The sequence below is a fragment of the Microbacterium aquilitoris genome (assembly GCF_031932285.1).
In the GTDB taxonomy this organism is placed as follows: Bacteria; Actinomycetota; Actinomycetes; order Actinomycetales; family Microbacteriaceae; genus Microbacterium; species Microbacterium aquilitoris.
Genome location: NZ_JAUZVT010000001.1, coordinates 435886 through 460651 on the forward strand (window position 1 = coordinate 435886; position 24766 = coordinate 460651).

At 70.3% G+C, this 24766-nt stretch carries 23 protein-coding genes; 16 read left to right on the top strand and 7 right to left on the bottom strand.

Features of this window, described 5'->3' with window-relative positions:
* Nucleotides 1–47 precede the first annotated feature (47 nt).
* Genes Q9S78_RS02185 through mnhG form a run of 6 tightly spaced genes read left to right on the top strand, consistent with a single transcriptional unit; the run spans nt 48 to nt 6254 of the window.
* Entirely contained in the window at nt 48–2963 is a 2916-nt protein-coding gene (locus Q9S78_RS02185) for a Na+/H+ antiporter subunit A (RefSeq protein ID WP_311868634.1), read from the top strand.
* Entirely contained in the window at nt 2960–3481 is a 522-nt protein-coding gene (locus Q9S78_RS02190; protein ID WP_116227815.1) for a Na(+)/H(+) antiporter subunit C, read from the top strand. Before Q9S78_RS02185 ends, Q9S78_RS02190 begins: the two co-directional genes overlap by 4 nt.
* Nucleotides 3478–5049 (top strand): Na+/H+ antiporter subunit D, encoded by a 1572-nt coding sequence (locus Q9S78_RS02195; RefSeq protein ID WP_116227816.1) that lies wholly within the window; start codon nt 3478–3480, stop codon nt 5047–5049. Before Q9S78_RS02190 ends, Q9S78_RS02195 begins: the two co-directional genes overlap by 4 nt.
* On the top strand, nt 5039–5629 hold the full coding sequence (locus tag Q9S78_RS02200; RefSeq protein WP_020097624.1) for a Na+/H+ antiporter subunit E: 591 nt from the start codon (nt 5039–5041) through the stop codon (nt 5627–5629). Before Q9S78_RS02195 ends, Q9S78_RS02200 begins: the two co-directional genes overlap by 11 nt.
* Nucleotides 5626–5901, top strand: coding sequence for an MrpF/PhaF family protein (locus tag Q9S78_RS02205; RefSeq protein WP_018187842.1), 276 nt, complete (start codon nt 5626–5628; stop codon nt 5899–5901). Before Q9S78_RS02200 ends, Q9S78_RS02205 begins: the two co-directional genes overlap by 4 nt.
* Entirely contained in the window at nt 5898–6254 is a 357-nt protein-coding gene (gene mnhG, locus Q9S78_RS02210; protein ID WP_018187843.1) for a monovalent cation/H(+) antiporter subunit G, read from the top strand. The genes Q9S78_RS02205 and mnhG overlap by 4 nt, the downstream gene beginning before the upstream one ends.
* 3 nt (nt 6255–6257) lie before the next feature.
* Here the strand turns inward: mnhG and Q9S78_RS02215 are convergent, their stop codons facing one another.
* Genes Q9S78_RS02215 through argG form a run of 4 tightly spaced genes read right to left on the bottom strand, consistent with a single transcriptional unit; the run spans nt 6258 to nt 10939 of the window.
* Nucleotides 6258–8153: a YhgE/Pip family protein gene (locus Q9S78_RS02215; protein ID WP_311868636.1), complete on the bottom strand. Its 1896-nt coding sequence runs from the start codon at nt 8151–8153 to the stop codon at nt 6258–6260.
* Nucleotides 8150–8848: a hypothetical protein gene (locus Q9S78_RS02220; protein WP_311868638.1), complete on the bottom strand. Its 699-nt coding sequence runs from the start codon at nt 8846–8848 to the stop codon at nt 8150–8152. Before Q9S78_RS02220 ends, Q9S78_RS02215 begins: the two co-directional genes overlap by 4 nt.
* Nucleotides 8845–9456: a TetR/AcrR family transcriptional regulator gene (locus Q9S78_RS02225; protein WP_311868639.1), complete on the bottom strand. Its 612-nt coding sequence runs from the start codon at nt 9454–9456 to the stop codon at nt 8845–8847. Before Q9S78_RS02225 ends, Q9S78_RS02220 begins: the two co-directional genes overlap by 4 nt.
* Nucleotides 9457–9508: 52 nt before the next feature.
* The gene (argG, locus tag Q9S78_RS02230; protein ID WP_018187847.1) at nt 9509–10939 is read right to left on the bottom strand and encodes an argininosuccinate synthase; all 1431 of its coding nucleotides are present in this window, start codon (nt 10937–10939) and stop codon (nt 9509–9511) included.
* A gap of 342 nt (nt 10940–11281) precedes the next feature.
* On the opposite strand from argG, the gene Q9S78_RS02235 reads away from it, so the two are divergent.
* The 6 genes from Q9S78_RS02235 to Q9S78_RS02260 all read left to right on the top strand — a co-directional run bounded on the left by Q9S78_RS02235 (nt 11282) and on the right by Q9S78_RS02260 (nt 18599).
* Nucleotides 11282–12265, top strand: coding sequence for an ABC transporter substrate-binding protein (locus Q9S78_RS02235; RefSeq protein WP_018187848.1), 984 nt, complete (start codon nt 11282–11284; stop codon nt 12263–12265).
* 93 nt (nt 12266–12358) lie between these two features.
* Nucleotides 12359–13951, top strand: a complete 1593-nt coding sequence (locus Q9S78_RS02240) for a sugar ABC transporter ATP-binding protein (RefSeq protein WP_311868641.1) — start codon at nt 12359–12361, stop codon at nt 13949–13951.
* A complete protein-coding gene (locus Q9S78_RS02245) occupies nt 13948–14997 on the top strand; it encodes an ABC transporter permease (protein ID WP_311868643.1) in 1050 nt (349 codons plus the stop codon). Before Q9S78_RS02240 ends, Q9S78_RS02245 begins: the two co-directional genes overlap by 4 nt.
* Complete coding sequence (locus tag Q9S78_RS02250) at nt 14994–16022, top strand: ABC transporter permease subunit (protein WP_020097628.1); 1029 nt, start codon at nt 14994–14996, stop codon at nt 16020–16022. The genes Q9S78_RS02245 and Q9S78_RS02250 overlap by 4 nt, the downstream gene beginning before the upstream one ends.
* Before the next feature lie 49 nt (nt 16023–16071).
* Nucleotides 16072–17595, top strand: a complete 1524-nt coding sequence (locus tag Q9S78_RS02255) for a sugar ABC transporter ATP-binding protein (RefSeq protein ID WP_311869659.1) — start codon at nt 16072–16074, stop codon at nt 17593–17595.
* Entirely contained in the window at nt 17592–18599 is a 1008-nt protein-coding gene (locus Q9S78_RS02260) for a LacI family DNA-binding transcriptional regulator (protein WP_311868646.1), read from the top strand. Before Q9S78_RS02255 ends, Q9S78_RS02260 begins: the two co-directional genes overlap by 4 nt.
* An 8-nt stretch (nt 18600–18607) precedes the next feature.
* On the opposite strand, the gene Q9S78_RS02265 is transcribed toward Q9S78_RS02260, so the two are convergent.
* Genes Q9S78_RS02265 through Q9S78_RS02275 form a run of 3 tightly spaced genes read right to left on the bottom strand, consistent with a single transcriptional unit; the run spans nt 18608 to nt 20621 of the window.
* Nucleotides 18608–19315 carry a Pr6Pr family membrane protein gene (locus Q9S78_RS02265; RefSeq protein ID WP_311858476.1) on the bottom strand — a complete coding sequence of 236 codons (708 nt, stop codon included), beginning with the start codon at nt 19313–19315 and terminating at the stop codon, nt 18608–18610.
* A gap of 29 nt (nt 19316–19344) precedes the next feature.
* On the bottom strand, nt 19345–20286 hold the full coding sequence (locus Q9S78_RS02270) for a hypothetical protein (protein WP_311858477.1): 942 nt from the start codon (nt 20284–20286) through the stop codon (nt 19345–19347).
* Nucleotides 20283–20621 (bottom strand): PadR family transcriptional regulator, encoded by a 339-nt coding sequence (locus Q9S78_RS02275; RefSeq protein ID WP_311858478.1) that lies wholly within the window; start codon nt 20619–20621, stop codon nt 20283–20285. The genes Q9S78_RS02270 and Q9S78_RS02275 overlap by 4 nt, the downstream gene beginning before the upstream one ends.
* A gap of 106 nt (nt 20622–20727) precedes the next feature.
* On the opposite strand from Q9S78_RS02275, the gene Q9S78_RS02280 reads away from it, so the two are divergent.
* The 4 genes from Q9S78_RS02280 to Q9S78_RS02295 all read left to right on the top strand — a co-directional run bounded on the left by Q9S78_RS02280 (nt 20728) and on the right by Q9S78_RS02295 (nt 24744).
* Complete coding sequence (locus Q9S78_RS02280) at nt 20728–22014, top strand: adenylosuccinate synthase (RefSeq protein ID WP_018187857.1); 1287 nt, start codon at nt 20728–20730, stop codon at nt 22012–22014.
* Nucleotides 22015–22017: 3 nt separating this feature from the next.
* On the top strand, nt 22018–23139 hold the full coding sequence (locus Q9S78_RS02285; protein ID WP_311858479.1) for a lactonase family protein: 1122 nt from the start codon (nt 22018–22020) through the stop codon (nt 23137–23139).
* Between the two features lie 73 nt (nt 23140–23212).
* On the top strand, nt 23213–23986 hold the full coding sequence (locus tag Q9S78_RS02290) for a hypothetical protein (protein WP_311868648.1): 774 nt from the start codon (nt 23213–23215) through the stop codon (nt 23984–23986).
* A complete protein-coding gene (locus Q9S78_RS02295; protein ID WP_116227828.1) occupies nt 23983–24744 on the top strand; it encodes a hypothetical protein in 762 nt (253 codons plus the stop codon). The genes Q9S78_RS02290 and Q9S78_RS02295 overlap by 4 nt, the downstream gene beginning before the upstream one ends.
* Nucleotides 24745–24766: the final 22 nt, after the last annotated feature.

The following is a 24766-nucleotide window of genomic DNA, read 5'->3' on the forward strand; positions in this document are numbered from 1 at the left end:
CCGGTAGACTGAAATCCTCGACCCCCGATTGCGCAGAGGAGGCCAGGTTGCTGATCCTCCTCGCGGCGTTCGCGCTCGTCCCCCTGGTTCTGCCGACGCTCGTCGCCCGGTTGGGATCGCGCACCTTCCTCGTCGCCGCTCTCGTGCCGATCGCGGCGTTCCTCCACACGGCGATGCAGGCGCCGCAGGTCCTCTCGGGTGATATCCCGTTCGAGACATACGTCTGGATCCCCGATCTCGACGTCCAGCTCTCGATGCGGATGGACGTTCTCTCGTGGGTCATGGCGCTCATCGTCACCGGCGTCGGTGCGCTCGTGATGATCTACTGCCGCTGGTACTTCGCCGGCAAGCGCGAGGGCCTCGCGACGTTCTCCGCGGTCCTCCTGGCCTTCGCCGGCGCGATGTACGGACTCGTGCTCACCGACGACATCGTCGTGCTCATCATGCTGTGGGAGGTCACGAGCGTCCTCTCGTACCTGCTCATCGGCTTCTATCACCGCCGCGGCGCGAGCCGGCGCGCCGCCCTGCAAGCGCTGCTCGTGACGACCCTCGGCGGACTCGTCATGCTGATCGGCGTCGTCATGCTCGTCGTCCTCTACGGCACGACCAGCATCACCACGATGATCGAGACCGGACCCGTCTTCCAGGGCGGCGAAGCGGTCGCGCTGGATGCCGCGATCGTCATGCTCCTGGTGGGCGCCCTCAGCAAATCGGCCATCTTCCCGTTCCACTTCTGGCTGCCCGGCGCCATGGCCGCGCCGACACCGGTCAGCGCCTACCTGCACGCGGCGGCCATGGTGAAGGCCGGCATCTATCTCATCGCCCGGTTCGCGCCCGCGTTCGCCGACACCGACCCCTGGCGCCCGATCGTCATCGGCCTCGGGGTCTTCACGATGGTGCTCGGTGGCTTCCAGGCCCTCCGCGAATCCGACCTCAAGCGCATCCTCGCCTTCGGCACCGTCAGCCAGCTCGGCATGCTGACGGTCGTCCTCGGCTACGGCGAACGCAACAGCGCGCTCGCCGGCCTCGCTCTGCTCGTGGGCCACGCCCTCTTCAAGTCCGCGCTGTTCCTCATCGTCGGCGTGATCGACCGGCAGCTCAGCACCCGAGACATCACCGAGTTGTCGGGGGTGGGGCGGCAGGCGCCGACCCTCGCCACGTTCTCGATCATCGCGATCGCGTCGATGGCCGGCGTCGCCCCGACGGTCGGCTTCGTCGCGAAGGAGGCGGCTCTCACGTCCTTCCTCGAGGGCGGCGCGTCTCCCGCGGCCCTCATCCCGCTGATCGGCATCCTCGGCGGGTCGGCGCTCACGGCGGCGTACGGCATCCGTTTCGTGTGGGGCGCCTTCTGGACGAAGAAGGATGCCTCGGGCTCGCCGCGCGAGCGCACCGAGTGGCCCGACCCGCCCATCGGCTTCCTCGTGGCCCCGGTCGTCCTCAGCGGTCTGACGATGGTCGCCGGCCTCGCGGCGCCCGTGCTCGATTCGGCCCTCGCCGGTTATGCCGACGGCATCCCGCTCGACGACGCCGGCACGGCGTACCACCTCGCCCTCTGGCACGGGTGGGAACCGGCGCTCTTCCTGTCGCTGGGGTCGATCGCGCTGGGTGCAGTCTTCTTCTGGGCGACGCAGCGACGTCCGCTCTCGGCGCGCATGCTGCCGTTCACCGCGAACGACATCTACAACCTGGCGCTGCGCGGTATCGCGAAGCTCTCGGTCTGGACGACGTCGCTGACCCAGCGCGGATCGCTGCCCTTCTACGTCGGCACGATCTTCGTCGTCTTCATCGCTGCCGAGGCCACCGCGCTGGCGGCGACGACCGAATGGCGCATCGCGGTCGACGCCTGGCAGAGCCCCGCGCAGCTGCTCGCCGCTCCCGTCATGATTCTGGCGGGCATCGTGGCGATCCGAGCGCGCAAGCGGTACACGGGCGTCGTGCTCGTCTCGGTGACCGGTCTCGGCATGGTGCTGCTGTTCGCGACGAGCGGCGCACCGGACCTGGCGCTCACGCAGATCCTCGTCGAGACGGTGACGCTCATCGCGTTCGCGCTCGTCCTCCGCCGCATCCCGGCTCGCCTGGGAGACCACAACGCCTCGGTGCTCCCGGTCGTCCGCGCCGTCATCGGCATCGGCGTCGGCGTCACGATGGCGGCGGTCGCCCTCATCGCGACGGGTGCACGCGTCGCCGACCCGGTCTCGGGCCCGTTCCCCGACCTCGCCTACGAGATCGGGCACGGCAAGAACGTCGTCAACGTGACCCTCGTGGACCTCCGCGGGTGGGACACGATGGGCGAGCTGTCGGTGCTCATCCTCGCGGCGACGGGCGTGGCATCCCTCGTGTTCGTGACCAACCGCTCCGACAGCCGCGTCCTGCCGTCGCTCCCGTCGAGCACGGGTCGCAGCCGTCGGCCGCTCGTCGAGACGGCCGACGGTCCTCGCCCCCGCTCGACCGCACCAGGTTCGACCCGGCAGGCGTGGCTCGTGGGCGGGCTCAAGGTGCGACCCGAGAACCGGTCGCTGCTGCTCGAGGTGATCGTCCGCGTCCTCTTCCACTCGATCATCGTCGTGTCGGTCTATCTGCTCTTCGCCGGGCACAACCTGCCCGGCGGAGGATTCGCCGGCGGTCTGGTCGCCGGTATGGCCCTCGTCATGCGCTACGTCGCGGGAGGGCGGTGGGAGCTGGGTGCGGCCGCGCCGACGGATGCCGGTCGGCTGCTGGGAGCGGGCATGGTCCTCGCGCTGTCGTGCGCGATCGTGCCGCTCTTCTTCGGCGTTGCACCCCTCACGAGTACGTTCTGGGAGGCGAACATCCCGGTCATCGGTCACGTCGAGTTCGTCACGTCGACGATCTTCGACGTCGGCGTGTACCTGGTCGTCATCGGTCTCGTGCTCGATGTGCTGCGCTCGCTGGGCGCCGAGGTCGACCGCCAGACGCAGGCGCAGCGGGATCGGGTGAGCGCATGACCGTCTCGCTCGTCCTCGTCATCATCATGGGTGCGCTGTTCGCCGCCGGGGTCTACGCGATGCTCGAGCGCAGCCTCACGCGCGTCCTCATCGGCTTCCTGCTGCTGGGCAACGCGGCCAATCTCTTCCTCCTGATCGTCATGGGCGCGCCGGGCGTCGCCCCCTTCTTCGGCAGCGCCACCGAGGGCGAGACCTTCAGCGATCCGCTTCCGCAGGCCCTCTCACTGACGGCCATCGTCATCACGTTCGCGATCTCGTCCTTCCTGCTCGCCCTGATCTACCGGTCGTGGCAGCTCGGGCAGGCCGACACGGTCGCCGATGACGAGGCCGACCGCGAGGTGCGCGAGCGCGGCGCTCGCGACGAGGAGACGATGGACGACGAGATCACCGAAGAGGATGACGACGCCACGACCGACTTCATCGGGACGGAGACCTCCCCCATCCTGATCCTCCATGCGCAGGACATCGCCGAACTTCGCGACGACGCGGGCCTCGACAAGCCGGGAGGCCACCGGTGAGCGCGCTCGTCCCCCTCCTCGTCACCCTGCCGCTGCTCGGCGCGGGCATCGCGCTGATCTTCGGTCGCCGTCGGCGCGTGCAGGTGGGCGTCTCGATCGTGACCCTCACCGTGGCCGCCGCCATCGCCGCCGTGCTGCTCTACTACGTCGACGTGAGCGGGATGCCGCTGGCCGTCTCGGTCGGCGGGTGGCCGATCCCGTTCGGCATCGTCCTCTACGTCGACCGACTGGCCGCCCTGCTCGTGCTCGTCTCGAGCATCGTGCTCCTCGCGGTGCTGCTCTTCTCCGTCGGACAGGGTGCCGCCGACGGCGACGAGGAGACGCCGGTCTCGATCTTCCACCCGTCGTACCTGATCCTCGCCGCGGGCATCTTCAACGCGTTCATCGCCGGTGATCTCTTCAACCTCTACGTCGGCTTCGAGATCCTGCTCGTCGCCTCGTACGTGCTGATCACGCTGGGGTCGACGGAGTCCCGCATCCGCACCGGCGTCGTCTACATCGTCGTCTCGCTGGTCTCGTCAATCCTGTTCCTCGCCGCGATCGCGGCAATCTACGGCGCCCTCGGCACGGTAAACATGGCGCAGCTGGCCGACCGGATGGGGGAGCTCCCCGATGAGGTGCAGCTCGTCCTGCACCTCATGCTGCTGCTGGCCTTCAGCATCAAGGCCGCCGTCTTCCCGCTGTCGTTCTGGCTGCCCGACTCGTACCCGACCGCGCCGGCTCCCGTGACCGCGGTGTTCGCGGGATTGCTGACCAAGGTCGGCGTCTACGCGATGATCCGCACCGAGACGCAGATCTTCCGGGACAACGACGTGAATCAGCTGCTGCTGATCGTCGCGCTCGCCACCATGATCGTCGGCATCCTCGGCGCCGTCGCCCAGGCCGAACTCAAGCGCATCCTGTCGTTCACGCTCGTGAGCCACATCGGATACATGGTCTTCGGGCTCGCGATCGCGACGCCCGAATCGCTCGGCGCGACGGTCTACTACATGGTCCACCACATCGTCGTGCAGACGACGCTCTTCCTCGCGGTGGGGCTCGTCGAGCGGCGCGCGGGATCGACCTCGATCCTCAAGGTGAAGGGCCTCATGCGGGCCGCGCCCCTGTTGGCGGTGCTCTACTTCATCCCGGCGATCAACCTCGGCGGCCTGCCGCCCTTCTCGGGCTTCATCGGCAAATACGCGCTGTTCGACGCGGCCGCCGCGGTTGGCACGCCGATCATGTACGCCCTGATCGTCGCGGGGATCGTGACGTCCCTCCTCACCCTGTACGCCCTCATGCGCGCGTGGAACCTGTCGTTCTGGCGCGAGGAGGAGGACGCGAACGAGGAGTCCGGCGTCATCGACCGGATCTCGTACCTCGACGACGCTCCCGCCGCCGGTGTGCAGACCGAGCGTCGCGTCATCCCAAAGATCATGACGGCCTCCACGACGGGCATGGTCGCGGTCACGATCGCCCTCACCGTCTTCGCCGGGCCTCTCTACCACCTGTGCGCGAGCATGGGAGCGTCACTGTTGGACCCCGTGAGCCTCACGCAGCTGCAGGACGAGGTGAACGGTGGGAACTGACATCCGACGGAGTGCGCTGACCGGCATCTGGCGGCAGCTGCCGTTCTTCCTGTGGCTCATCGCCCTCTGGATGCTGCTGTGGGGGCAGTTCACGGTGCTCGCCTTCCTCACCGGCGTCGTCGTGGCCGTCTTCGTCACGAGCGTCTTCCGTCTGCCCCCCGTCGAACTGTCGGGACGCCTCAACCCGTGGTGGCTGCTCGTCTTCCTGCTCCAGTTCCTGGGCGCGGTCGTGAAGGGCTCCCTCGTCGTCGCGTGGCAGGTCGTCTCGCCGCGCAGTCAGCCCGGCGTCTCGGTCGTCGCCGTCCCGCTCGTGACCGACGACGACCTGATCATGGCGCACGTCGGGGTCACAGCATCCCTCATCCCGGGCTCGCTCGTCCTCGAGACCGACCGCGACCGCCGGATCCTGTACCTGCACGTCCTCGGAGCGTCGACGGATGCCGAGGTCGAGGCGCAGCGTCGCTTGGTGCAGCGGTGGGAGGCCCGGCTCGTTCGGGCCGTCGGGTCGCGGGCCCAGCTCGGCGCCATCCGCGCATCCCAGGCGGACGTCCGGACCTCCGTGAAGGGAGAGCGCTCGTGACCGCCGTCCTCATCGTCGTGATCAGCGCCGTCTTCGGCGTGGCCGCGCTGCTCACGGTTTGGCGCATCATCGTCGGCCCGTCGATCCTCGACCGCGCCGTCGCCTCGGACGTCCTGCTGACGCTGCTCATCTGCGCCCTCGGGGCCGAGATGGCGATCAACCACCACACCCGCACGCTGCCGGTGCTCCTCATCGTCGCCGCGGTCGGCGTCTTCGGGTCGGTCTCGATCGCCCGCTTCGTCGCTCGTCGCGACTCGGAGGTCGACCGATGACCGAGATCCTCCACGTCGTGTCGCTGCTGCTGATCCTCGCCGGGGCCCTCCTCTGCCTCACTGCCGCGATCGGTCTGCTGCGGTTCCGCGACGTCCCGACCCGTCTGCACGCCGCGACCAAGCCGCAGGTGCTCGGCCTGTTGCTCATCGCGATCGCCGTCGGACTCGAGCTGCAGTCCTGGCCGGTCGTCGCCTTCCTCGTCCCGGTGCTGCTCATCCAGTTCGCGACCGCACCGCTGTCGGCGCACATGGTCGGCCGGCAGGCGTACCGCAACGGCACGATCGACCGCCGGAACCTGCACGTCGACGAACTCGCCGACGCGAAGGAGACCCCGCCGGGAGCGGGCGGCTGACCCTCAGCCGATGAGGCTCGGCTGCAGGTCGCGCATGGTGCGCCGGAACGTCATCCGGGTCACGCCGGCCATGGCGACCAGCAGCGCGCCGACCAGCCACGTCGCGAGGACCGCGGCATCCGTCCATGCCCTGCCGGCGACACCGCCGTACATCACCTGCCGCATCGCGTCGACGACGAACCCCATCGGCAGCACGTGGTGGAGCGCCGCGAGCGGTGCCGGCAGCGTCTGCCACGGGAACGTGCCGCCGGCCGTGACGAGCTGCAGCACCATGAGGACGAGTCCGACGAACTGGCCGACCGACCCCAGCCAGACGTTGAGCGCGAGGATGATCGCCGCGAACGTCGCCGAGGCGAGCAGCAGGATGCCGAGGGTCGGCAGCGGATGCGTGAACGCGAACCCCAGGGTGATCGAGAGCACGCCGAACAGCGACACCATCTGCACCGCGCCGAGGGCGGCCGGCGTCAGCCAGCCGGCGAGGGTGACGCGGATGGGGGAGCGGAGCGCCGTGACGGCCCGCTTCGAGATCGGCTTCACGATGAGGAAGAGCGCGTAGATGCCGATCCAGCCGGCGAGGGCGGCGAAGAAGGGCGCGAGACCGGCGCCGTAATTCTGCGCCTGGGTGAGGGAGTCCTCGGCGATCCCGACCGGGTCGGAGAGCGTCGCGGCCTGCGCCTTGCGGGTGTCGGCGCTGTCGTCGGGGAGCTTCTCGGCACCCGCGCGGAGGGCGTCGCGCAGCGTGGCGGCGCCGTCGTCGAGCTTGTGGATGCCGGTCGCCAGGGTGTGCGCCCCGTCGTCGAGCTTGTGGGCACCGCTGTCGGCGCTCGCGACGCCGTCGGCGAGCGTGTGCGCTCCGGTCGCCGCGGTGGCGGCACCGGCGGCGAGCTTCGCGCTGCCGCGGGCGACCTGGGCGGCGCCGTTGTCGAGCGCGTCGATCTGGGCGACGGCCTGCTGGACGCGGGAGTCGAGTTCACCCACCCGCGTGCCGATCGGATCGACGACCTCGAGGACGTCCGCGATCTGCGCGTCGTCGAGCCCGCGCTTCTTCAGGGCGGCCGTGAGGTCCTTGCGCACGGTCGGCACGGCGGACGAGACGCGGTCGGCGGCCGATCCCACGCGGTCGGCGACACTGCGCAGCTTCGCCGTGCCTCCGGAGACCTGCTCGGCGCCCGACGTGAGCGAGGAGAGGCCGCTCGAGAGCGTGTCGACGCCCGACGCGAGCGACGCGGCGCCCGTGCGGAGCTTCGACGTCCCTGCGGCGAGGGTCCCGGCGCCGTCGGCGAGGGTGTCGGCGCCGTCACCGGCGCTTCCGAGCCCGTCGGTGAGCTTTCCCGCGCCGTCGGCGGCGTCGATGAGCTTGACGCGAACGGTGTTCAGGGCGTCGAGCATGGTCAGGCCGGCCTCGCGGACCACCTTCTCCGTGACGGTGGTCCGGATCCGCTGGACCGCCTGCGACCCGATGGTCGAGGCGAGGTAGTTGTTGGCGTCGTTCGTCGTCAGGTCGATCTCGGCCTGACGCGGGTCCTTCGACGAGATGGAGGCGACGGCGGAGGTGAAGTCGGCGGGCAGTGTGACGGCGAAGTCGAAAGTGCCGTCGTCGAGGCCCCGGTGGGCACCCGCGGCATCCACCTCATGCCAATCGAAGCTGCCGTCCTCGATCAACGAGTCGGCGACCTCGTCGCCGAGGTTGCGGTCGGCGCCGTTGAGCGAGGCGCCGTCGTCCTGCACGACGAGGGCGACCGGCACCTCCGACAGGTTTCCGTAGGGGTCCTGGTTCGCCCACAGGTACAGGCCGCCGTAGAGGACGGGCACGAGGATGAGCGCGATCAGTGCGATGACCCGCATGCGGGTCGAGGTGAGGCGGCGCAGCTCGGCCGCGAACAGAGCGGGGATCTTCACGAGAGGATGCCTTCGGTAGACGTGGGGGTGAGCGGGCGGCGCCGGGGGCGAAGCGCCGAGGTGGGCCGGATGCGGGGCCTCCCGACGCGGCCGCGGGGGGCCGGCGGTTCGGCCTCGAGCGCGGTCGCGGCGGCGGTGCCGGCGATGACCAGGACCGCGAAGCCGCGCGCGGCGAAGTCCTCGGCGATGCGCTGCCAGTGCCGCGGGTCGCCGCCGTGACGGTCGGGCGAGACGAGGACGAGCGCCTCGATCCCGCGGCGCAGGGCGGCGAGTTCGAGCAGCATCCGGATGCGGTCGTCCGCCTCTAGCTGTCCGATCGGGGTGCGGGCGAGCGTCCGCCAGCCGTGGTCGTCGAGCCACCGGCGCGCCGAGAGCGGATCGGCACGGCGCCCGGCGAACATCAGCTCTTCCTCCACCACGCCGACGACGGCGATGTCGGGAGCCGGGTCGTTGACGTCGGGGGCGTCGACGAGTGCCACGACCTTCCGCATCCTGCGAGGGCTGCGGCGGCCGTCGATCGTGACGGTACCGGTGGCGGGGCGCATGCGGCCGCTCGCGATGAGACCGAGCACGGAGGGGCGCTGCTCGGTCTCGGCGGTGGTGAGGGTGACGCGACCGGAGGCGAAGGCGAGCCGGGTCGCCGGCAGGACGCCGCCGTTGCGTCCCTTCGAGACGTCGTCGAGCACGATCTTCATGCGCGGGCTCCGTCCAGCACCTCGTCGGCTTCGCGCCAGCCGAGACCGGCGACCCCGAGGATCGTCCGCACCGCGACCGAGGCGGCTTCGGGGCGACCGGTGTCGAGCCGGGTGATGACGGTGCGGGCCGCCTCCTCGACGAGCCGGGCGACCGTTGCCGCGGGCATGTCGGTGCGGATCGTGCCTTCGTCGCGCCCCCGCGTGACGATCGCGAGCACCCGGCGGCGGACGGGGGTCAGTACCGCGGCGGTCTCCTCGATGTGCGAATCGTCGAGGGCGACGGTCGCGGCGAACTGCACGTCGGCTGCGCCGTCCCAGAGGGCCAGGGCGAGGCGGGCGAGCGCGAGAGGGGCGGGACCGCTGTCGTCGACGCCGTCGGCGAGGGCGTTGAACCGCTCCGCGCCGCCGAGGATCATGGCGCGCAGCAGCGCGTCACGGTCGTCGAAGTGCCCGTAGAGCGCGCGTCGACTGAGCCCTGCGGCGCGCGCGATGGCGTCGATCGGGGCGTGGGGGTCGCGGGCGATGGTGGCCGCCGCCGCCGCGAGGATGTCGGCGCGGTTCGACGCGGCATCCTTTCGCGGACGACGCGGCGATGCGGTCGTGGTCACCCCACGATCGTACGAAGTTGCACAGTCGTGTGCAACTTAATTCAGCGACCTCTCAGTCGGCGCCGAAGTCGAAGGATGCCGAGTCGCCCGACTCGTCGATGGCACCCGCCAGCTCGTCGACCTCACCGGTGTTCCCCGTGATGGCCGCAGCGCCGCCCTGCTCGAGCTCGCCGACGAGCTCGGCGGTCGCGCCGCCGATCATGCCGAGCGACACGAAGTGCTCGAGGCGGGCCCGGGAGTCGGCGATGTCGAGGTTGCGCATCGTGAGCTGGCCGATGCGGTCGGTAGGACCGAAGGCGGCGTCGCCGACGCGCTCCATCGAGAGCTTCTCGGGGGAGTACGAGAGGTTGCGGCTCTCGGTGTTCAGGATCGTGTAGTCCTCGCCGCGGCGCAGGCGCAGGGTCACGGTGCCGCTGATGGCGGAGCCGACCCAGCGCTGGATCGACTCGCGCAACATGAACGACTGCGGCTCGAGCCAGCGGCCCTCGTACATGAGGCGGCCGAGGCGGCGACCCTGCTCGTGGTAGGTCGCGAGGGTGTCCTCGTTGAGGATGCCGTTGACCAGGCGCTCGTACGCGATGAACAGCAGCGCCATGCCCGGCGCCTCGTAGATGCCGCGCGACTTCGCCTCGATGATGCGGTTCTCGATCTGGTCGCTCATGCCGAGGCCGTGGCGACCGCCGATCTCGTTCGCGGCCATGACCAGGGCCACGGCATCCGAGTACTCGACACCGTTGATCGCGACGGGGCGTCCCGCCTCGAAGGTGACCGAGACGTCCTCGGTCTCGATCTCGACGGCCGGGTCCCAGAAGCGCACGCCCATGATGGGTTCGACGATCTCGAGCGACACGTCGAGGTGCTCGAGGGTCTTGGCCTCGTGGGTCGCGCCCCAGATGTTCGCGTCGGTGGAGTACGCCTTCTCGACCGAGTCGCGGTACGGGAAGCCGTGCGCGACGAGCCACTCGCTCATCTCGGTGCGGCCGCCGAGCTCGGTGACGAAGTCGGCATCCAGCCACGGCTTGTAGATGCGCAGGGCGGGGTTGGCGAGCAGCCCGTAGCGGTAGAACCGCTCGATGTCGTTGCCCTTGTAGGTGGAGCCGTCGCCCCAGATGTCGACGCCGTCCTCCTTCATGGCCCGGACGAGCATCGTGCCGGTGACGGCACGGCCGATCGGCGTGGTGTTGAAGTAGGTGCGTCCGCCCGAGCGGATGTGGAAGGCGCCGCACGAGAGGGCGACGAGGCCCTCCTCGACCATCATCGGCTTGCAGTCGATGAGGCGGGAGCCCTCGGCGCCGTACTGCAGGGCACGGCCGGGGATCGACGCGATGTCGTCCTCGTCGTACTGGCCGAGGTCGCCGGTGTAGGTGAAGGGGACGGCGCCCTTGTCGCGCATCCAGGCGACGGCGACCGAGGTGTCGAGACCCCCCGAGAAGGCGATGCCGACGCGCTCGCCGACGGGCAGGGACTGAAGGACCTTCGACATGGTCCCCATCCTATCGAGGGGGCCGTGCCGCGATCGGCGCGGTTACGCGGGGGACCGTGTGGCGGAGATCCGCCCGACGCGCCGTGGGGCGGATGCCGGGGCCCGGCGCGGCGGCCGGGATCTCCGCCGTTCGCTCGACGGCGGATGTGAGTGCTCACATCCATGGAGGCGGGCGACGGAGGGGGACGTGGATGTCCTTCGGTGGTGGCACCCGCGTTACGCAAATGTTATCGCTCACAATCTAGCGCCGCGAGAAATGTGAAGGCTAACATTCGAGCAACCGGAGGCCACGGCGGCCCGGAACACCGGCGGTCAGCCGGACCCGAACAAGGAGGTTTTGGGATGAAGAAGACTGCTTTCGCAGCAGCGGCCATGCTGGGGGCACTGGCACTCGTCGTCACCGGATGCGCGGGCAACGGCGCACCCGGCGCAGGGGGCAACGGGGGTGGCGGCGACCTGATCACGGTCGGGTTCGCACAGACCGGTTCCGAGTCCGGATGGCGCGCAGCCAACACCGAGTCGATGAAGAAGGCGTTCTCGGAGGAGAACGGGTTCAAGCTGACGTTCAACGCGGCGGACAACAAGCAGGAGGCGCAGATCTCCGCCGTCCGCAACTTCATCAACCAGGGCGTCGACGCCATCGTCATCGCGCCCATCACGGTCGACGGCTGGGACGACGTCCTGAAGGAAGCGAAGGATGCCGGCATCCCGGTGATCCTCGAAGACCGCACGGTCTCGGCGAGTGACGACCTCTACGCCTCGTGGGTCGGTCTCGACTTCGAGCAGGAGGGTCGCACCGCGGGCGAGTGGGTCAAGGAGAACTTCGACGGCAAGGGCGCGAACCTGGTCGTCCTCGAGGGCACGACGGGTTCGTCCGCCGCGCTCGACCGTGCCACCGGCTTCGACGAGGCCATCAAGGGCACGGACGTGAAGGTGCTCGACTCGCAGACGGGTGACTTCACCCGTGACGGCGGCAAGAAGGTCATGGAGGGCTACCTCCAGAAGTACGGCAAGGACATCAACGTCCTCTTCGCGCACAACGACGACATGGGCCTGGGTGCTCTCGACGCCATCAAGGCGGCGGGTCTGACCCCCGGCAAGGACATCCAGATCGTCACCATCGACGCGGTGAAGGACGGCATGACCGCCCTGGCGAACGGCGAGTTCAACTTCATCGTCGAGTGCAACCCCCTCCTGGGAGAGAAGGCCGCCGACCTCGTCAAGTCCGTCGTCGACGGCAAGTCGGTCGAGAAGCGCACGATCGTCGAAGACCAGTCGTTCACGCAGGAGCAGGCCGCCGAGGTCCTCGACTCCCGCCCCTACTGATCGATCGCCACCCTCACGATCCTCAACGATCACCGAACCACCGCCGGGGACCGGATTCCGGTCCCCGGCGGTCATCACGGAAAGGCGCGCCTCATGGTCGATGTCGCAGCCACGCCGGCCTCGCCGGCCACCGCCCCGCAGCACGACGAGGTCGTGCGGATGCGGGACGTCACCATCCGGTTCCCCGGGGTCCTCGCGCTGGACCGGGTCGATCTGACGCTCCGCGCCGGCGAGGTCCACACCCTCATGGGCGAGAACGGCGCCGGCAAATCGACGCTCATCAAAGCGCTCACGGGCGTCTACGCCATCAACGGCGGGACGATCGAGGTCGCCGGCGAGCAGCGCGTCTTCCGCTCGACCGCCGACGCAGAGGCATCCGGGATCTCCACGGTCTACCAGGAGGTCAACCTCTGCACGAACCTGTCGGTCGGTGAGAACGTCATGCTGGGCCGCGAGGTGCGGCGGGCCGGCTTCATCGACTGGCGCGCGACCCACCGCGAGGCGACGCGCTACCTCGCGGCCCTCGGGCTCGACATCGACCCGCGCTCGGCCCTGTCGTCGCACTCCATCGCGGTGCAGCAGCTCGTCGCCATCAGCCGCGCGACGGTCGCCGACGCCCGCGTGCTCGTCCTCGACGAGCCGACCTCGAGCCTCGACCGCAGCGAGGTCGAGCAGCTCTTCACCGTCGTCCGGGGTCTCCGTGACCGCGGCGTCGCCATCCTCTTCGTCACGCACTTCCTCGACCAGGTCTACGAGATCTCCGACCGCCTCACGGTCCTCCGCAACGGGCAGCTGGTGGGGGAGTACCTGCCGGCCGAGCTGCCGCGCGGCGAACTCATCGCGAAGATGATCGGCCGCCAGCTCGACGAACTCGAGGCTCTCTCGCGCGCGTCCGAGCGCGAGATCGACCGCACCGCGACACCGGTCCTGCGGGTGGCGGGCCTCGGCCGCAAGAACGTCATCGAACCCGTCGACATGGAGGTGTACGAGGGCGAGGTCGTCGGCATCGCGGGTCTGCTGGGCTCCGGCCGCAGCGAACTCGTCCGCCTCGTCTACGGCGCCGATCGCGCCGACGCCGGTACGCACGAAGTGCGGGGGGATGCCGCGCGCATCACGAACCCGCGGAACGCGATCGACAAGCGCATCGCCTTCTCGAGCGAGGACCGTCGCGCCGAGGGGATCATCGCCGACCTCACCGTGGCCGAGAACATCGTGCTCGGCATCCAGGCCAAGCGGGGCGCCATGCGTCCCATCAGCCGCACCGAGCGGGACGCCATCGTCGCCGAGTACATCTCGGCGCTCGGCGTCCGCCCCGCCGACCCGAACGCGCTCGTGCGCAACCTCTCGGGCGGCAACCAGCAGAAGGTGCTGCTCGCCCGGTGGCTCGCCACCGCGCCGCAGCTGATCATCCTCGACGAGCCGACGCGCGGCATCGACGTCGGCGCGAAGGCCGACATCCAGCGCAAGGTCGCCGAGCTCTCGGCGGAGGGGCTGTCGGTCGTCTTCATCTCCTCGGAGCTCGAGGAGGTGGTCCGCATCGCCCAGCGCATCGTGGTGCTGCGCGACCGTTCTAAGATCGGCGAACTGGACGCCGCCGACGTGACGGTCGACGATCTGGTCGCCCTCATCGCGCAAGAGTCCGGCGAGACGACGTCGTCTCGCCTCAACCCGGAGACAGCGGCATGAACCCGACCCTCAAGCGCTTCCTGGCGCACCGCCTCGTCTGGCCGATCGCGGCACTGCTCGTGCTCGTGATCGTCAACACGATCGCGCGTCCCTCCTTCATCTCGATCACGGTGCAGAACGGTCAGCTGTACGGCCCGCTGATCGACATCCTGCGCAACAGCGCACCGCTCATGCTGGTGGCGCTGGGCATGACGCTCGTCATCGCGACGCGCGGCATCGACCTCTCGGTCGGCGCGATCATGGCGGTCTCGGGTGCCGTCGCGCTCACCTACATCTCGGCCTCGCCCGCTCCCGAGGACCTGTCGACCGTGCTCATCGCGATCGCGCTCGCTGTCTTCGTGGCGCTGTTGCTGGGGGCGTGGAACGGCTTCCTCGTCGCGGTCGTCGGCGTCCAGCCGATCATCGCGACCCTCGTGCTCATGCTCGCCGGTCGCGGCGTCGCTCTCCTCATCACGGGCGGCTTCATCACGACCATCACGAGCGCGCCGTACCGCTTCATGGCGCAGGGCTACCTGGTGGGCCTGCCGTTCGCCTTCTACGTCTCGGTCGTCGCGATCGTCATCGTCGCGGTGCTGCAGCGTCGCACCGCGCTCGGCGTCCTCACCGAGGCCGTCGGCATCAACCCCGAGGCCAGCCGCCTCGCCGGGGTGCGGTCGCGCGGCATCATCTGGGGCGCGTACGCGGCGAGCGGCCTGCTCGCCGGGTTCGCCGGCATCCTCTACTCGTCGAACATCATGGCGGCCGACGCCAACGCGGCGGGCCTCTACATCGAGCTCGACGCGATCCTCGCCGTCGTCCTCGGCGGGACGAGCCTCATGGGCGGCAAGTTCACGATCGCGGGCACCGTCGTCGGCGTCTTCACGATCCAGACGCTGAAGTCGACGATCACCTTCCTCGGCGTCCCGCCGGCGGTCAGCCCGCTGTTCCTCGCGATCGTCGTCGTCATCGTCGTGCTCGTCCAGTCCCCGCGAACGCGGTCGCTGGTCGCGAAGGGGGTCGATGCCCTCCGAGGCGGCGGCCGTCGCACCGTGGAGGTGGCCTCGTGAGCGCCGTCACCGCAGACCTCGGTCGCACCGGCGGGTTCGCCGACACGATCCAGCGCTTCCGCAGCCGGCACGCCTCGTGGGTGCCCGTGTTCGCCGCCGTCGTCATCCTCGTCGCGATGCTCATCGGGGCGCAGGCCTACTTCGGCAACTTCGTCACGCCGCGTGTGCTGTCGGCGCTCCTGCTCGACAACGCGTACTTGCTGATCCTCGCGGTCGGCATGACCTTCGTCATCCTCACCGGCGGCATCGACCTGTCGGTCGGCGCGGTCATGGCGTTCACCGGGATGCTGGGGGCGAGCATGCTGAGCCAGGGCACACCGGTCGCGATCGTCATCCCGGTCATGCTCGTCCTCGGTGCGCTGATGGGACTGTTCGTCGGGGTGCTCGTGCAGTACTTCGGGGTGCAGCCGTTCATCGCCTCGCTCGCGGCGATGTTCGCGGCGCGGGGGCTCGCGTTCATGGTGAGCCTCTCGTCGATCCGCGTCGAGGAGCCCGCGATCCTGTGGCTCCAGTCGACCCGCATGCAGGGCGGCCCCGGCAGCTTCTACCTCACCCCGACGGGCATCCTCGCGCTCGTCGTGGTGGTCGTCGGCATCCTGATCCTGCAGTTCACGCGGTTCGGACGCACGATCTATGCGATCGGCGGCAACGAGCAGTCGGCGCGCCTCATGGGCCTGCCGGTCGTGCGGACGAAGCTGCTGGCGTACGTCATCAGCGGGGTGTGTGCGGGGCTCGCGGGTGTCGTCTTCACGGCGTACACCGGGGCGTCCTACCCGCTGAACGGCATCGGGACCGAGCTCGACACCATCGCCGCGGTGGTGATCGGCGGCACGCTGCTCACGGGCGGCAGCGGGTTCGTGCTCGGCTCGATGATCGGCGTGTTCGTCTACGGCACCATCAAGACGGCGATCTCGTTCCTCGGCGTCGACCAGTCCTGGACGCGCATCACGATCGGCGCGCTGCTGCTCGTCTTCGTGGTCGTGCAGCGCCTGCTGGTCGCGCGGACGGCGCGAACGTCACGGTGATGTCAGGCGTGAACCTCGGGGGAGGCTCACCGCGGGCATGATGGTCCGTATGGATGCGCGCGAAGCAGCGGTCGCGCCGGTCGTGGAAGTGACCGGCGCGACCGTTCGCTTCGGCGCCGAGACGGTGCTCGACGCCGTCGACTTCCGGCTGCTGCCGGGCGAGGTCCACTCGCTCATGGGCGAGAACGGGGCGGGCAAGTCGACGCTCATCAAGGCGATCACGGGCGCGCTCCGCCCGGATGCCGGGACGATCCGCGTCGGCGGAGAGCCGGTGCACTTCGCCTCGCCCGCCGATGCCCTCGCGGCCGGGATCAGCGCGGTCTACCAGGAGATCGATCTGCTCCCGAACCTGTCGGTCGGCGAGAACGTGCTGCTGGGGCGCGAGAGTCGACGCTTCGGAGCGATCGACTGGCGTGAGACCCATCGCCGAGCGGGGGCGATCCTCGAGGGCCTCGGACTCGACATCGACCCGCGGACGCGCCTGTCAGGTCATTCGCTCGCCGTGCAGCAGCTCGTCGCGATCGCCCGCGCGATCTCGGTCGACGCGCGTGTCGTCGTGCTCGACGAACCGACCTCGAGCCTCGACCTCGATGAGGTCGCCGAGCTCTTCCGCGTCATCCGCGAGCTGACCGCGCGCGGGGTCGCGGTGCTGTTCGTCTCGCACTTCCTCGACCAGGTCTACGAGATCTGCGACCGCATCACGGTCCTCCGCGGCGGGCGCCTCATCGGCGAGTACGTCCCCGCCGAGCTCCTGCGCATCGACCTCGTCGAGAAGATGCTGGGCCGCGGTGCCGACGAGATGGACGTCCACCAGAGGGAGGATGCCGCGGCATCCGTCCCCGTCGCGCTCGCCGGATGGGGACTCGCCTCGGGTACCGGGCTCACCGACGCGACCGTGTCGATCGGCGAGGGCGAGGTCGTCGGGCTCGCGGGGCTGCTCGGGTCGGGCCGCAGCGAACTGGCGCGTGCCCTCACGGGCGTGGACCGACCGGATGCCGGTGTCCTCGAGGTCCGTGGTGCTCCCGCCCACCTGCCGACCCCGCGCCGGGCGATCGGTCAGGGCATCGTCTACTCGTCCGAGAACCGCCGGACCGAGGGGATCATCGGCGAGCTCAGCGTGCAGGACAACATCACCCTCGCGCTGCAGGCCGATCGCGGCATCCTGCACCGGCTCGGCAACGCGCGCCGCCGGGAGCTCGCGATGAGCTGGATCGAGGCTCTCGACATCCGCCCCGCCGACCCCAACCGGCCGGCCGGCACGCTGTCGGGCGGCAACCAGCAGAAGGTGCTGCTCGCTCGGCTGCTCGCCCTGTCACCGCGCGTCCTGGTGCTCGACGAGCCGACCCGCGGCATCGACGTCGGAGCGAAGGTCGAGATCCAGCGGCTCGTCGCCGACCTCGCCGACAACGGACTGTCGGTGCTGTTCATCTCGGCCGAGCTCGAAGAGGTGCTGCGCGTCTCGAACCGCATCGCCGTCATGCGCGCGGGCCGCCTCGTCGACACGATCCCGGCCGACTCGTTGACCGTGGACTCGCTGCTCGCGCTCGTCGCCCGCCCCGAGGACGAGTCGTGAGCGACGAGCGCGGCGCGAAGTCCGCGAACATCTTCGACGTCGCGCGCCTGGCGGGGGTCTCGCACCAGACGGTGTCGCGGGTCCTCAACGACCTGCCGAACGTGCGGCCCGCGACGCGGGCCCGGGTCGAGCAGGCGATGGCGCAGCTGCGCTACAGCCCGTCGCCGGCCGCCCGCGCGCTCGTCACCAAGCGCACGCGGACGATCGGCCTCGTCACCCCCGGCACGGCGGACTTCGGGCCGACGTCCATCGCCATGCACTTCAACGTCGCCGCGCGCGTGGAGCGGTACTCCGTCGACTCGGTGACCGCGCCCGACACGGATGCCGCCAGCATCCGCTCGGTCGTCGAGGGACTGCTCCGCCAGCGCGTCGACGCGATCGTCCTGGTCGTGACGGACCTGGGCGTCCTCGAGGTCGTGCGCGGGCTCGACCTCGGTGTGCCGATGGTCGCCGCGGCGGCGACCCAGCGACGTCACCCGCAGCTCGTGTCCATCGACCAGTACCGGGGGGCGCGGGCGGCCGTCCGGCACCTCGTGGAGCTGGGGCACCGTCGCATCCTCCACATCGCGGGCCCGCCCCGCAATCCCGACGCGATCGAACGCATCCGAGGCTGGCGCGACGAGCTCGCGGCGCGTCAGCTCGCGGTCGCGGAGCCGCCGCACGGCGACTGGACGGCGGCCAGCGGTGCCGAGATCGGCCGGACCCTCGACGTCGCCCGAGGGGATGCGGTCTTCGCGGGCAACGACCACATGGCGATCGGCCTGCTCTCCGCCCTTCGCGCGCGAGGGCTGCAGGTGCCGGAGGACGTCGCCGTCGTGGGCTTCGACGACGTGCCCGAGGCGGCCTACCTCTCGCCGCCGCTGACGACGGTGCGGCAGGACTTCCGCGCCCTCGGCGAGCTGATGATGCAGAAGGTGCTCCTCGCCGTCGAAGAGCCCGACGGCCTCACCGAGGACACTCCGCTCCCGACGCACCTGATCGTGCGGGAGTCGTCCCGCCGCTGAGCGTCGGCTCAAGCCGGGGCGGGGACCCGAGGCGCGCGGGTACGCAGGCGCCCGACCCCGACGATGAGCGAACCGACGACGACGAACGCTGTCGAGATCCCGACGACGTACGCGCCGACCCCGCCCCACCCGTTGATGCCGTTCGGGTCGAGGAACGGATAGGGGTACCAGAACGCCACCCCGTCGGTCGGGTCGATCACGAGGGGTCCGCGCACGAGCGTGTATCCGATCCAGGCGATCGGGACGGCGAGGATCACGATCACCGCGCGCCATGGAAGGGCCCGACGGGTGGGGGCGAGGAACAGGTCGAGCAGCAGGAACAGCGGCGCGACGACGTGCACGATCTCGTTCGCCCAGGCGACGTGATCATCCGACGTGGGATAGCCGCGCAGCAACAGGTTGTAGACGACGCCCGTGATGAACAGGTAGCTCGTCGCGGCGGCGAGTCCGAGCGCGACCCCCGCCGGCTCGCGCTGCTCGTGGTGCGGCCGCATCCAGAACCAGACGACAGCGGCCAACAGGGCGAGGGCCCCGACGATGTTCGACAGGATCGTGAAGAAGCTGAAGAAGTTGGCGATCGTCGTCGCGACGTCGCGGTCCTGCGAGATCGCGGTGCGGACGGTCGTGATGAATTGGGCCACGACGGCGACCGTGATGGTGGCCGCCGCGACGAGCCTCAGCGCCGACCACACCGTCGGCCACGTTCGGGTACGCATGACCGAACCCTAGCGCGCGCCGCGCCGCCTCAGGCGGCGCCTTCCCGCGGGTGCGTTCCGCGTCCCCATCGGGCTCCCGCGCGGAAGATCCCGGCCCCGATCGCGACGACGGCGAGGACAGCGGCGAGGCCCAGCATCCCGGTGACGACGTCCCACATCGTCAGCCGGATCAGCCACACGATCGTCCATACCGTCGCGGCGGCGCCGATGCAGCGGGCGACGGCGCGAGCACGCACGATCGCCGCCATGAGCGCGAGCACCCAGACGGCACCTGCCAGGAAGCCGGTGAACTCCTCCGTCAGGACCCGCAGCCAGATCGCGTCCGACGGGCTGCCGGGCGGCACCTCGAAGAAGAGGTGGAAGAAGACGAGGATGCCGGTCGTCACCGCCGCGGTCGCAGCCGCCGCGAGACGGGCGCGGACCGGGGCGAGCAGGGCGAGGAGGGCGAAGACCGTCATCGTCACCGTCGTGATCGCGCGGGGACCGGCGAGCGGGTCGAGCTGGGCATAGAAGAACACCCCGGCGCCGACCACGGCCGTGGCCGCGAAGGCAACGCGCGCCGCTCGCGCGGCGCCACAGAGAATCAGGACGAACGCGATCACCCACAGCCCGGCGGGCACGAGTCCCGGGCTCGCCTGCAGGTCGAGGTTCTGTCCCTCGGCGGGGAGGCGCCAATCCACGCGTTCGCCGAACCCGCTGAACACGGCGAACATCACGGCGAGGGCGAACCCGGTGGCCGCGGATGCCGTGGCGAGGGCTTCGCGGGCGGGGTGCGGCATCCACCCCAGGATGCGAACGGCGAGGCCGCTCCGCATCAGCGCGATGCGCTCGCCGCGGGAGGGTTCGTCTCGTCCCCGCGCCTCGGCTTCGTCGAGCAGCGTGCCGAGCATGGCCTCGCCGTGCCGTTCGCGCCACGAGGAGGGGTACGCGCGGAGCGCGCGGCGCCAGGGGGTGTCGTCGATCGTGGTCACAGGGCGCCTCCGAACGCCGGGCGCAGCGCGAGGCGGCGTCGGGCTTCGGCCACGGTCACCTCGCGTCGGGCGACCTCCTCGGCGAGCAGATCGACCCCGTCGGGGGTGAGTTCCACGTACCGGCGGACGCGCCCCTGCACGCGCTCCTCTCGGGCGATGCGGATCGTGCCCTCCTTCTCGAGGCGGTCGAGGGCCGCGTAGAGGGTCGCGACTTTCAGGCGGACGTGGCCGCGGGAGACGCGGTCGACCTCTTCGATCAGCGCGTAGCCGTGCTTGGGGCTGTCGGCCAGAGCCGTCAGCATGAGGAACGTCGGTTCCCGCATCTCCTGCGTCATGGGGCGACCATACTCTGACAGGCATAGTATCCGCCACTCTCCGTCGGCTCCTGACACCCGGCCCGATAGGATGGGGTGTAACCGTCCGATAAACGGGGGAGAGCCCATGCCAGGCATCGTGATCGTCGGAGTTCAATGGGGAGACGAGGGCAAGGGCAAAGCCACCGACCTCCTGGGTGAGCGCACCGACTGGGTCGTCAAGTTCAACGGCGGCAACAACGCCGGCCACACCGTGGTGATCGGCGACGAGAAGTACGCCCTGCACCTGCTGCCCAGCGGCATCCTGTCGCCCGGCGTCAACGCCGTCATCGGCAACGGCGTCGTCATCGACCTCGAGGTGCTCTTCGCCGAGCTCGGCGCCCTGCAGGCCCGCGGCCTCGACGTCTCGCGGCTCAAGGTCAGCGCGAGTGCGCACATCATCACGCAGTACCACCGCACCCTCGACAAGGTGACCGAGCGATTCCTCGGCAAGAAGATGATCGGCACGACCGGTCGCGGCATCGGCCCGACCTACGCCGACAAGATCAACCGCACCGGCATCCGCGTGCAGGACCTCTTCGACGAGAACATCCTGCGCCAGAAGGTCGAAGGCGCGCTCGATCAGAAGAACCACCTGCTGGTGAAGGTCTTCAACCGTCGCGCCATCACGGTCGACGAGGTCGTCGAGGATCTGCTCTCGTACGCCGAGCGCCTGCGCCCCATGGTCGCCGACACCGGGCTGATGCTCAGCAAGGCGCTGGATGCCGGTGACGTCGTCGTCTTCGAGGGCGGCCAGGCCACGATGCTCGACATCGATCACGGCACGTACCCGTTCGTCACGTCGTCGTCCGCCACGGCGGGCGGCGCCTCGACCGGCTCGGGTGTCGGTCCGAACCGCCTCGACCGCATCGTCGGCATCGTGAAGGCGTACACGACCCGTGTCGGCTCCGGTCCCTTCCCGACCGAGCTCTTCGACGAGAACGGCGACTTCCTGCGCTCACGCGGCTTCGAGTTCGGCACGACGACCGGCCGTCCGCGCCGCGTCGGCTGGTACGACGCCCCGATCACGCGGTACGCGACGCGGATCAACGGCATCACCGACCTCGTGCTCACCAAGCTCGACATCCTCACCGGGCTGAAGGAGATCCCCGTCTGCGTCGCCTACGACGTCGACGGCGAGCGGTTCGACGAGGTGCCGGTCAACCAGACCGACTTCCACCACGCGACGCCGATCCTCGAGAACTTCCCCGGCTGGGACGAGGACATCTCGACCGCCCGCACCTTCGAGGACCTGCCGCAGACCGCGCAGGACTACGTGCTCGCGCTCGAGAAGATGAGCGGCACGCGCATCTCGGTGATCGGCGTCGGCGCCGCGCGCGACGCGGTCATCGTGCGCCACGACCTGCTCGACTGACCCGTGCGGTTCCTGCTCGGCGGGTACTCCGCCGACATGGGCGGGTCGGCGACGGGCATCGGACTGCTGGATGCCGGTGGCCCCGACTCCCCGCTCGCGAGTGGTCCGCTCGGGGTGGGCCCTGACGTCGTGGCGGCGGAATCGCCGTCGTGGATCGCGCGGCATCCGTCTCTCGACGTCGTGTACGCGGCGCTCGAGGGCCGGGGCACCGTGCGCGCCTACCGGCGCACGGGTGACACCGCCTACGCTCCGCTCGGCGCCGAGGTCGCCGTCGGCGAGAGTCCCTGCCACGTCCTCGCGCTCGAGGACGCGCTGATCGTCTCCTGCTACGGCGACGGCGGTGTCGTCCGGGTCGCGCTGGCGGCCGACGGGCGACCCGGCGCCGCACGACGGTGGACGGATGCCGCCGCGGGCGACCCGGCATCCGATCTCGCCGCGGCGGCTCGGGCCCTGCGTGCGGCCGTCGGCGCGGAGTACGCGGACGTCGTGCCCTACGCCGACGAGCCCGCGCCCGAGCCCGACGCTGCACCCGACTCGTCGGCGCGACCCTCGCACGCGCACCAGGCGGCATCCCTCCCCGGCGGACTGATCGCGACGACCGACACCGGCCTCGACCTCGTGCGCTTCTGGCGCGGCGGCCGAGAGATCCAGCGCCTCGACCTGCCGGCAGGCACGGGGCCTCGGCACCTGCGCCCGCATCCGAGCGGGCACCTCTACGTCGTGACCGAGCACTCCGGCGAGGTCTTCGCCCTGGCCCCCGACGCATCCGGATCCTGGCGGCTCGTCGGCGGCGCGCAGCTCGGCGCCTACCCGGGGGATGCCGGGGCCGAGCTCGCGATGTCGCGGGACGGCGTGTTCCTCTATGCGGGGCTGCGCGGGAGCGACACCATCGCGACCGTCCGGGTGCGCGGCGGCGGCGAGATGCTGCAGCCCGTCGCGCTCGCCGAGTGCGGCACCGTCTGGCCCCGCCACCACGTCGTCGCCCGTGACACCGTGCTGGTCGCAGGTCAGCGTGCCGACGAGATCGTCTCGCTCGCGATCGACGAGCGGACGGGTGTCCCGGGCCGCGTGCGGCACCGGACAATAGCACCGGCACCGACGGCCCTCCTAGCATTTCCGGCGTGATCCGGCGGCCCGGTAACGTGTCGGCTCGGAGGGGTTTATGAGCGCGGGCGGACGGACGAGGGCGGGCAGGTCCGTGGGCCCGAACCTCGACGGCTTCACCGTGCTCGTCTCGACCCTCGGCCTCGTGGTCGCCGCCATTATCGGTCTCGCGTACGCGGATGCCGGCGATTTCGAGCTCGATCGGATCGGGGCCGGCGGGGGTGGCGGCGACTACGCCCTCTCGCCCTGGACGAACCCTGATCCCGTCGTCGCGGACGAGAGCGACGCCGACACGTACCGCGGCCCGGACGGCGCCGTCATCCGGCTGACGGGTCTCGACGTCGACACCCCGATCGTCCTCACCCCCGCGGAAGACACCCGCGTCAGCGCCGTCTGGGTCACGGGTGCCGATGGCCGCATCGTCACGGAGGGCGAGGGCGGTGAGCCGCCCCGCTTCTCGACGCTGTGGGACGGTCAGATCGTCATCCTCGTCGAGCAGCCCGACGTCGAACTGTGGATCGACGGCTCCGGCGACGAGCCGTGGGAGGCGTCGCTGCGCTTCGACCGGGGACTGCGCGCCGACGACGTCCTCTCGAGCTCGCAGACCCTCATGTTCACCCACGACGGCGGCGCGACGACGGCGCGCCTGAGCGCACGCGGCGGTGACAACCTCTCGATCCAGGCCGTGACCGCCCACGGCAGCGAACGACCGCTCACCGAGGATTCGCCGTTCGACCGGTCGATCGCCTGGCGCGACGCGCCGCTCGTGCTCTTCTACATCGAGTCCTGGCACGACACGGCCTGGCGGATCGAGTTCCCGACCGACGCCGGATCCACGCCGACCCCGACCCCGGAGGGGACGCCATGACGACCGCGGATGCCCGGATCCGGCGCTTCTCGACGATCACGTTCCTCGCGGGGTCGGTCGTCGCGGTCGTCCTGGCGTTCATCGTCGTGCCGTTCGTGGGCATCAACCCCGCCACGGGGGAGTTGCTGCTCGACGATCCGAACGAGTACGAGTACCGCCCGTGGGCGGACCCCGCCGCGCAGGAGGTCGGTCGCGACGGCGACACGCTGATCGGGGCCGCGGGCACCCGCTATCTGGACATCCCCGCGGGGGACGACGTCTGGGTGATCGGCCCGCTCACCGAGGGTCAGCAGGACTACCTCAGCATCCATCAGCAGATCGACGCCGACGCGAGTACCGCCGACGATCGTCCGGCCTACATCGGCCTCGTGAGCGGGTCGCGGTCGCTCACGTTCGTGGCCGGCGACCACGCGAGCCGTCTCTGGTTCGCCCCTCGGCTGACGGACTGGAGCGCAACGGTCACCCGCGAGACTCCCACGCCCGTCGACGGTGCGACGGTGTCGGGCGAGGGATCTGCCCTCCTCGTCTACGACGGCGAGGCCCTCAGCGCGCGGTTCGTCTACGCCGGTGACGGTTTCTTCGGCGTCGAGGCCGTCTACCCCGGCGAGGCCGCCCTCGACGTCGTGCAGGGGTTCGACGCCGTCGACACGAGGTCGTCCTGGCCGCCGAGCGACCGGGTCGTCCTCCGCGTCGACTCCGACGAGGGATCGGGGAAGTGGACGATCCGCTTCGACGAACCGGCATCCGACTCACCATGACCACCACACGAAAAGGAACCGA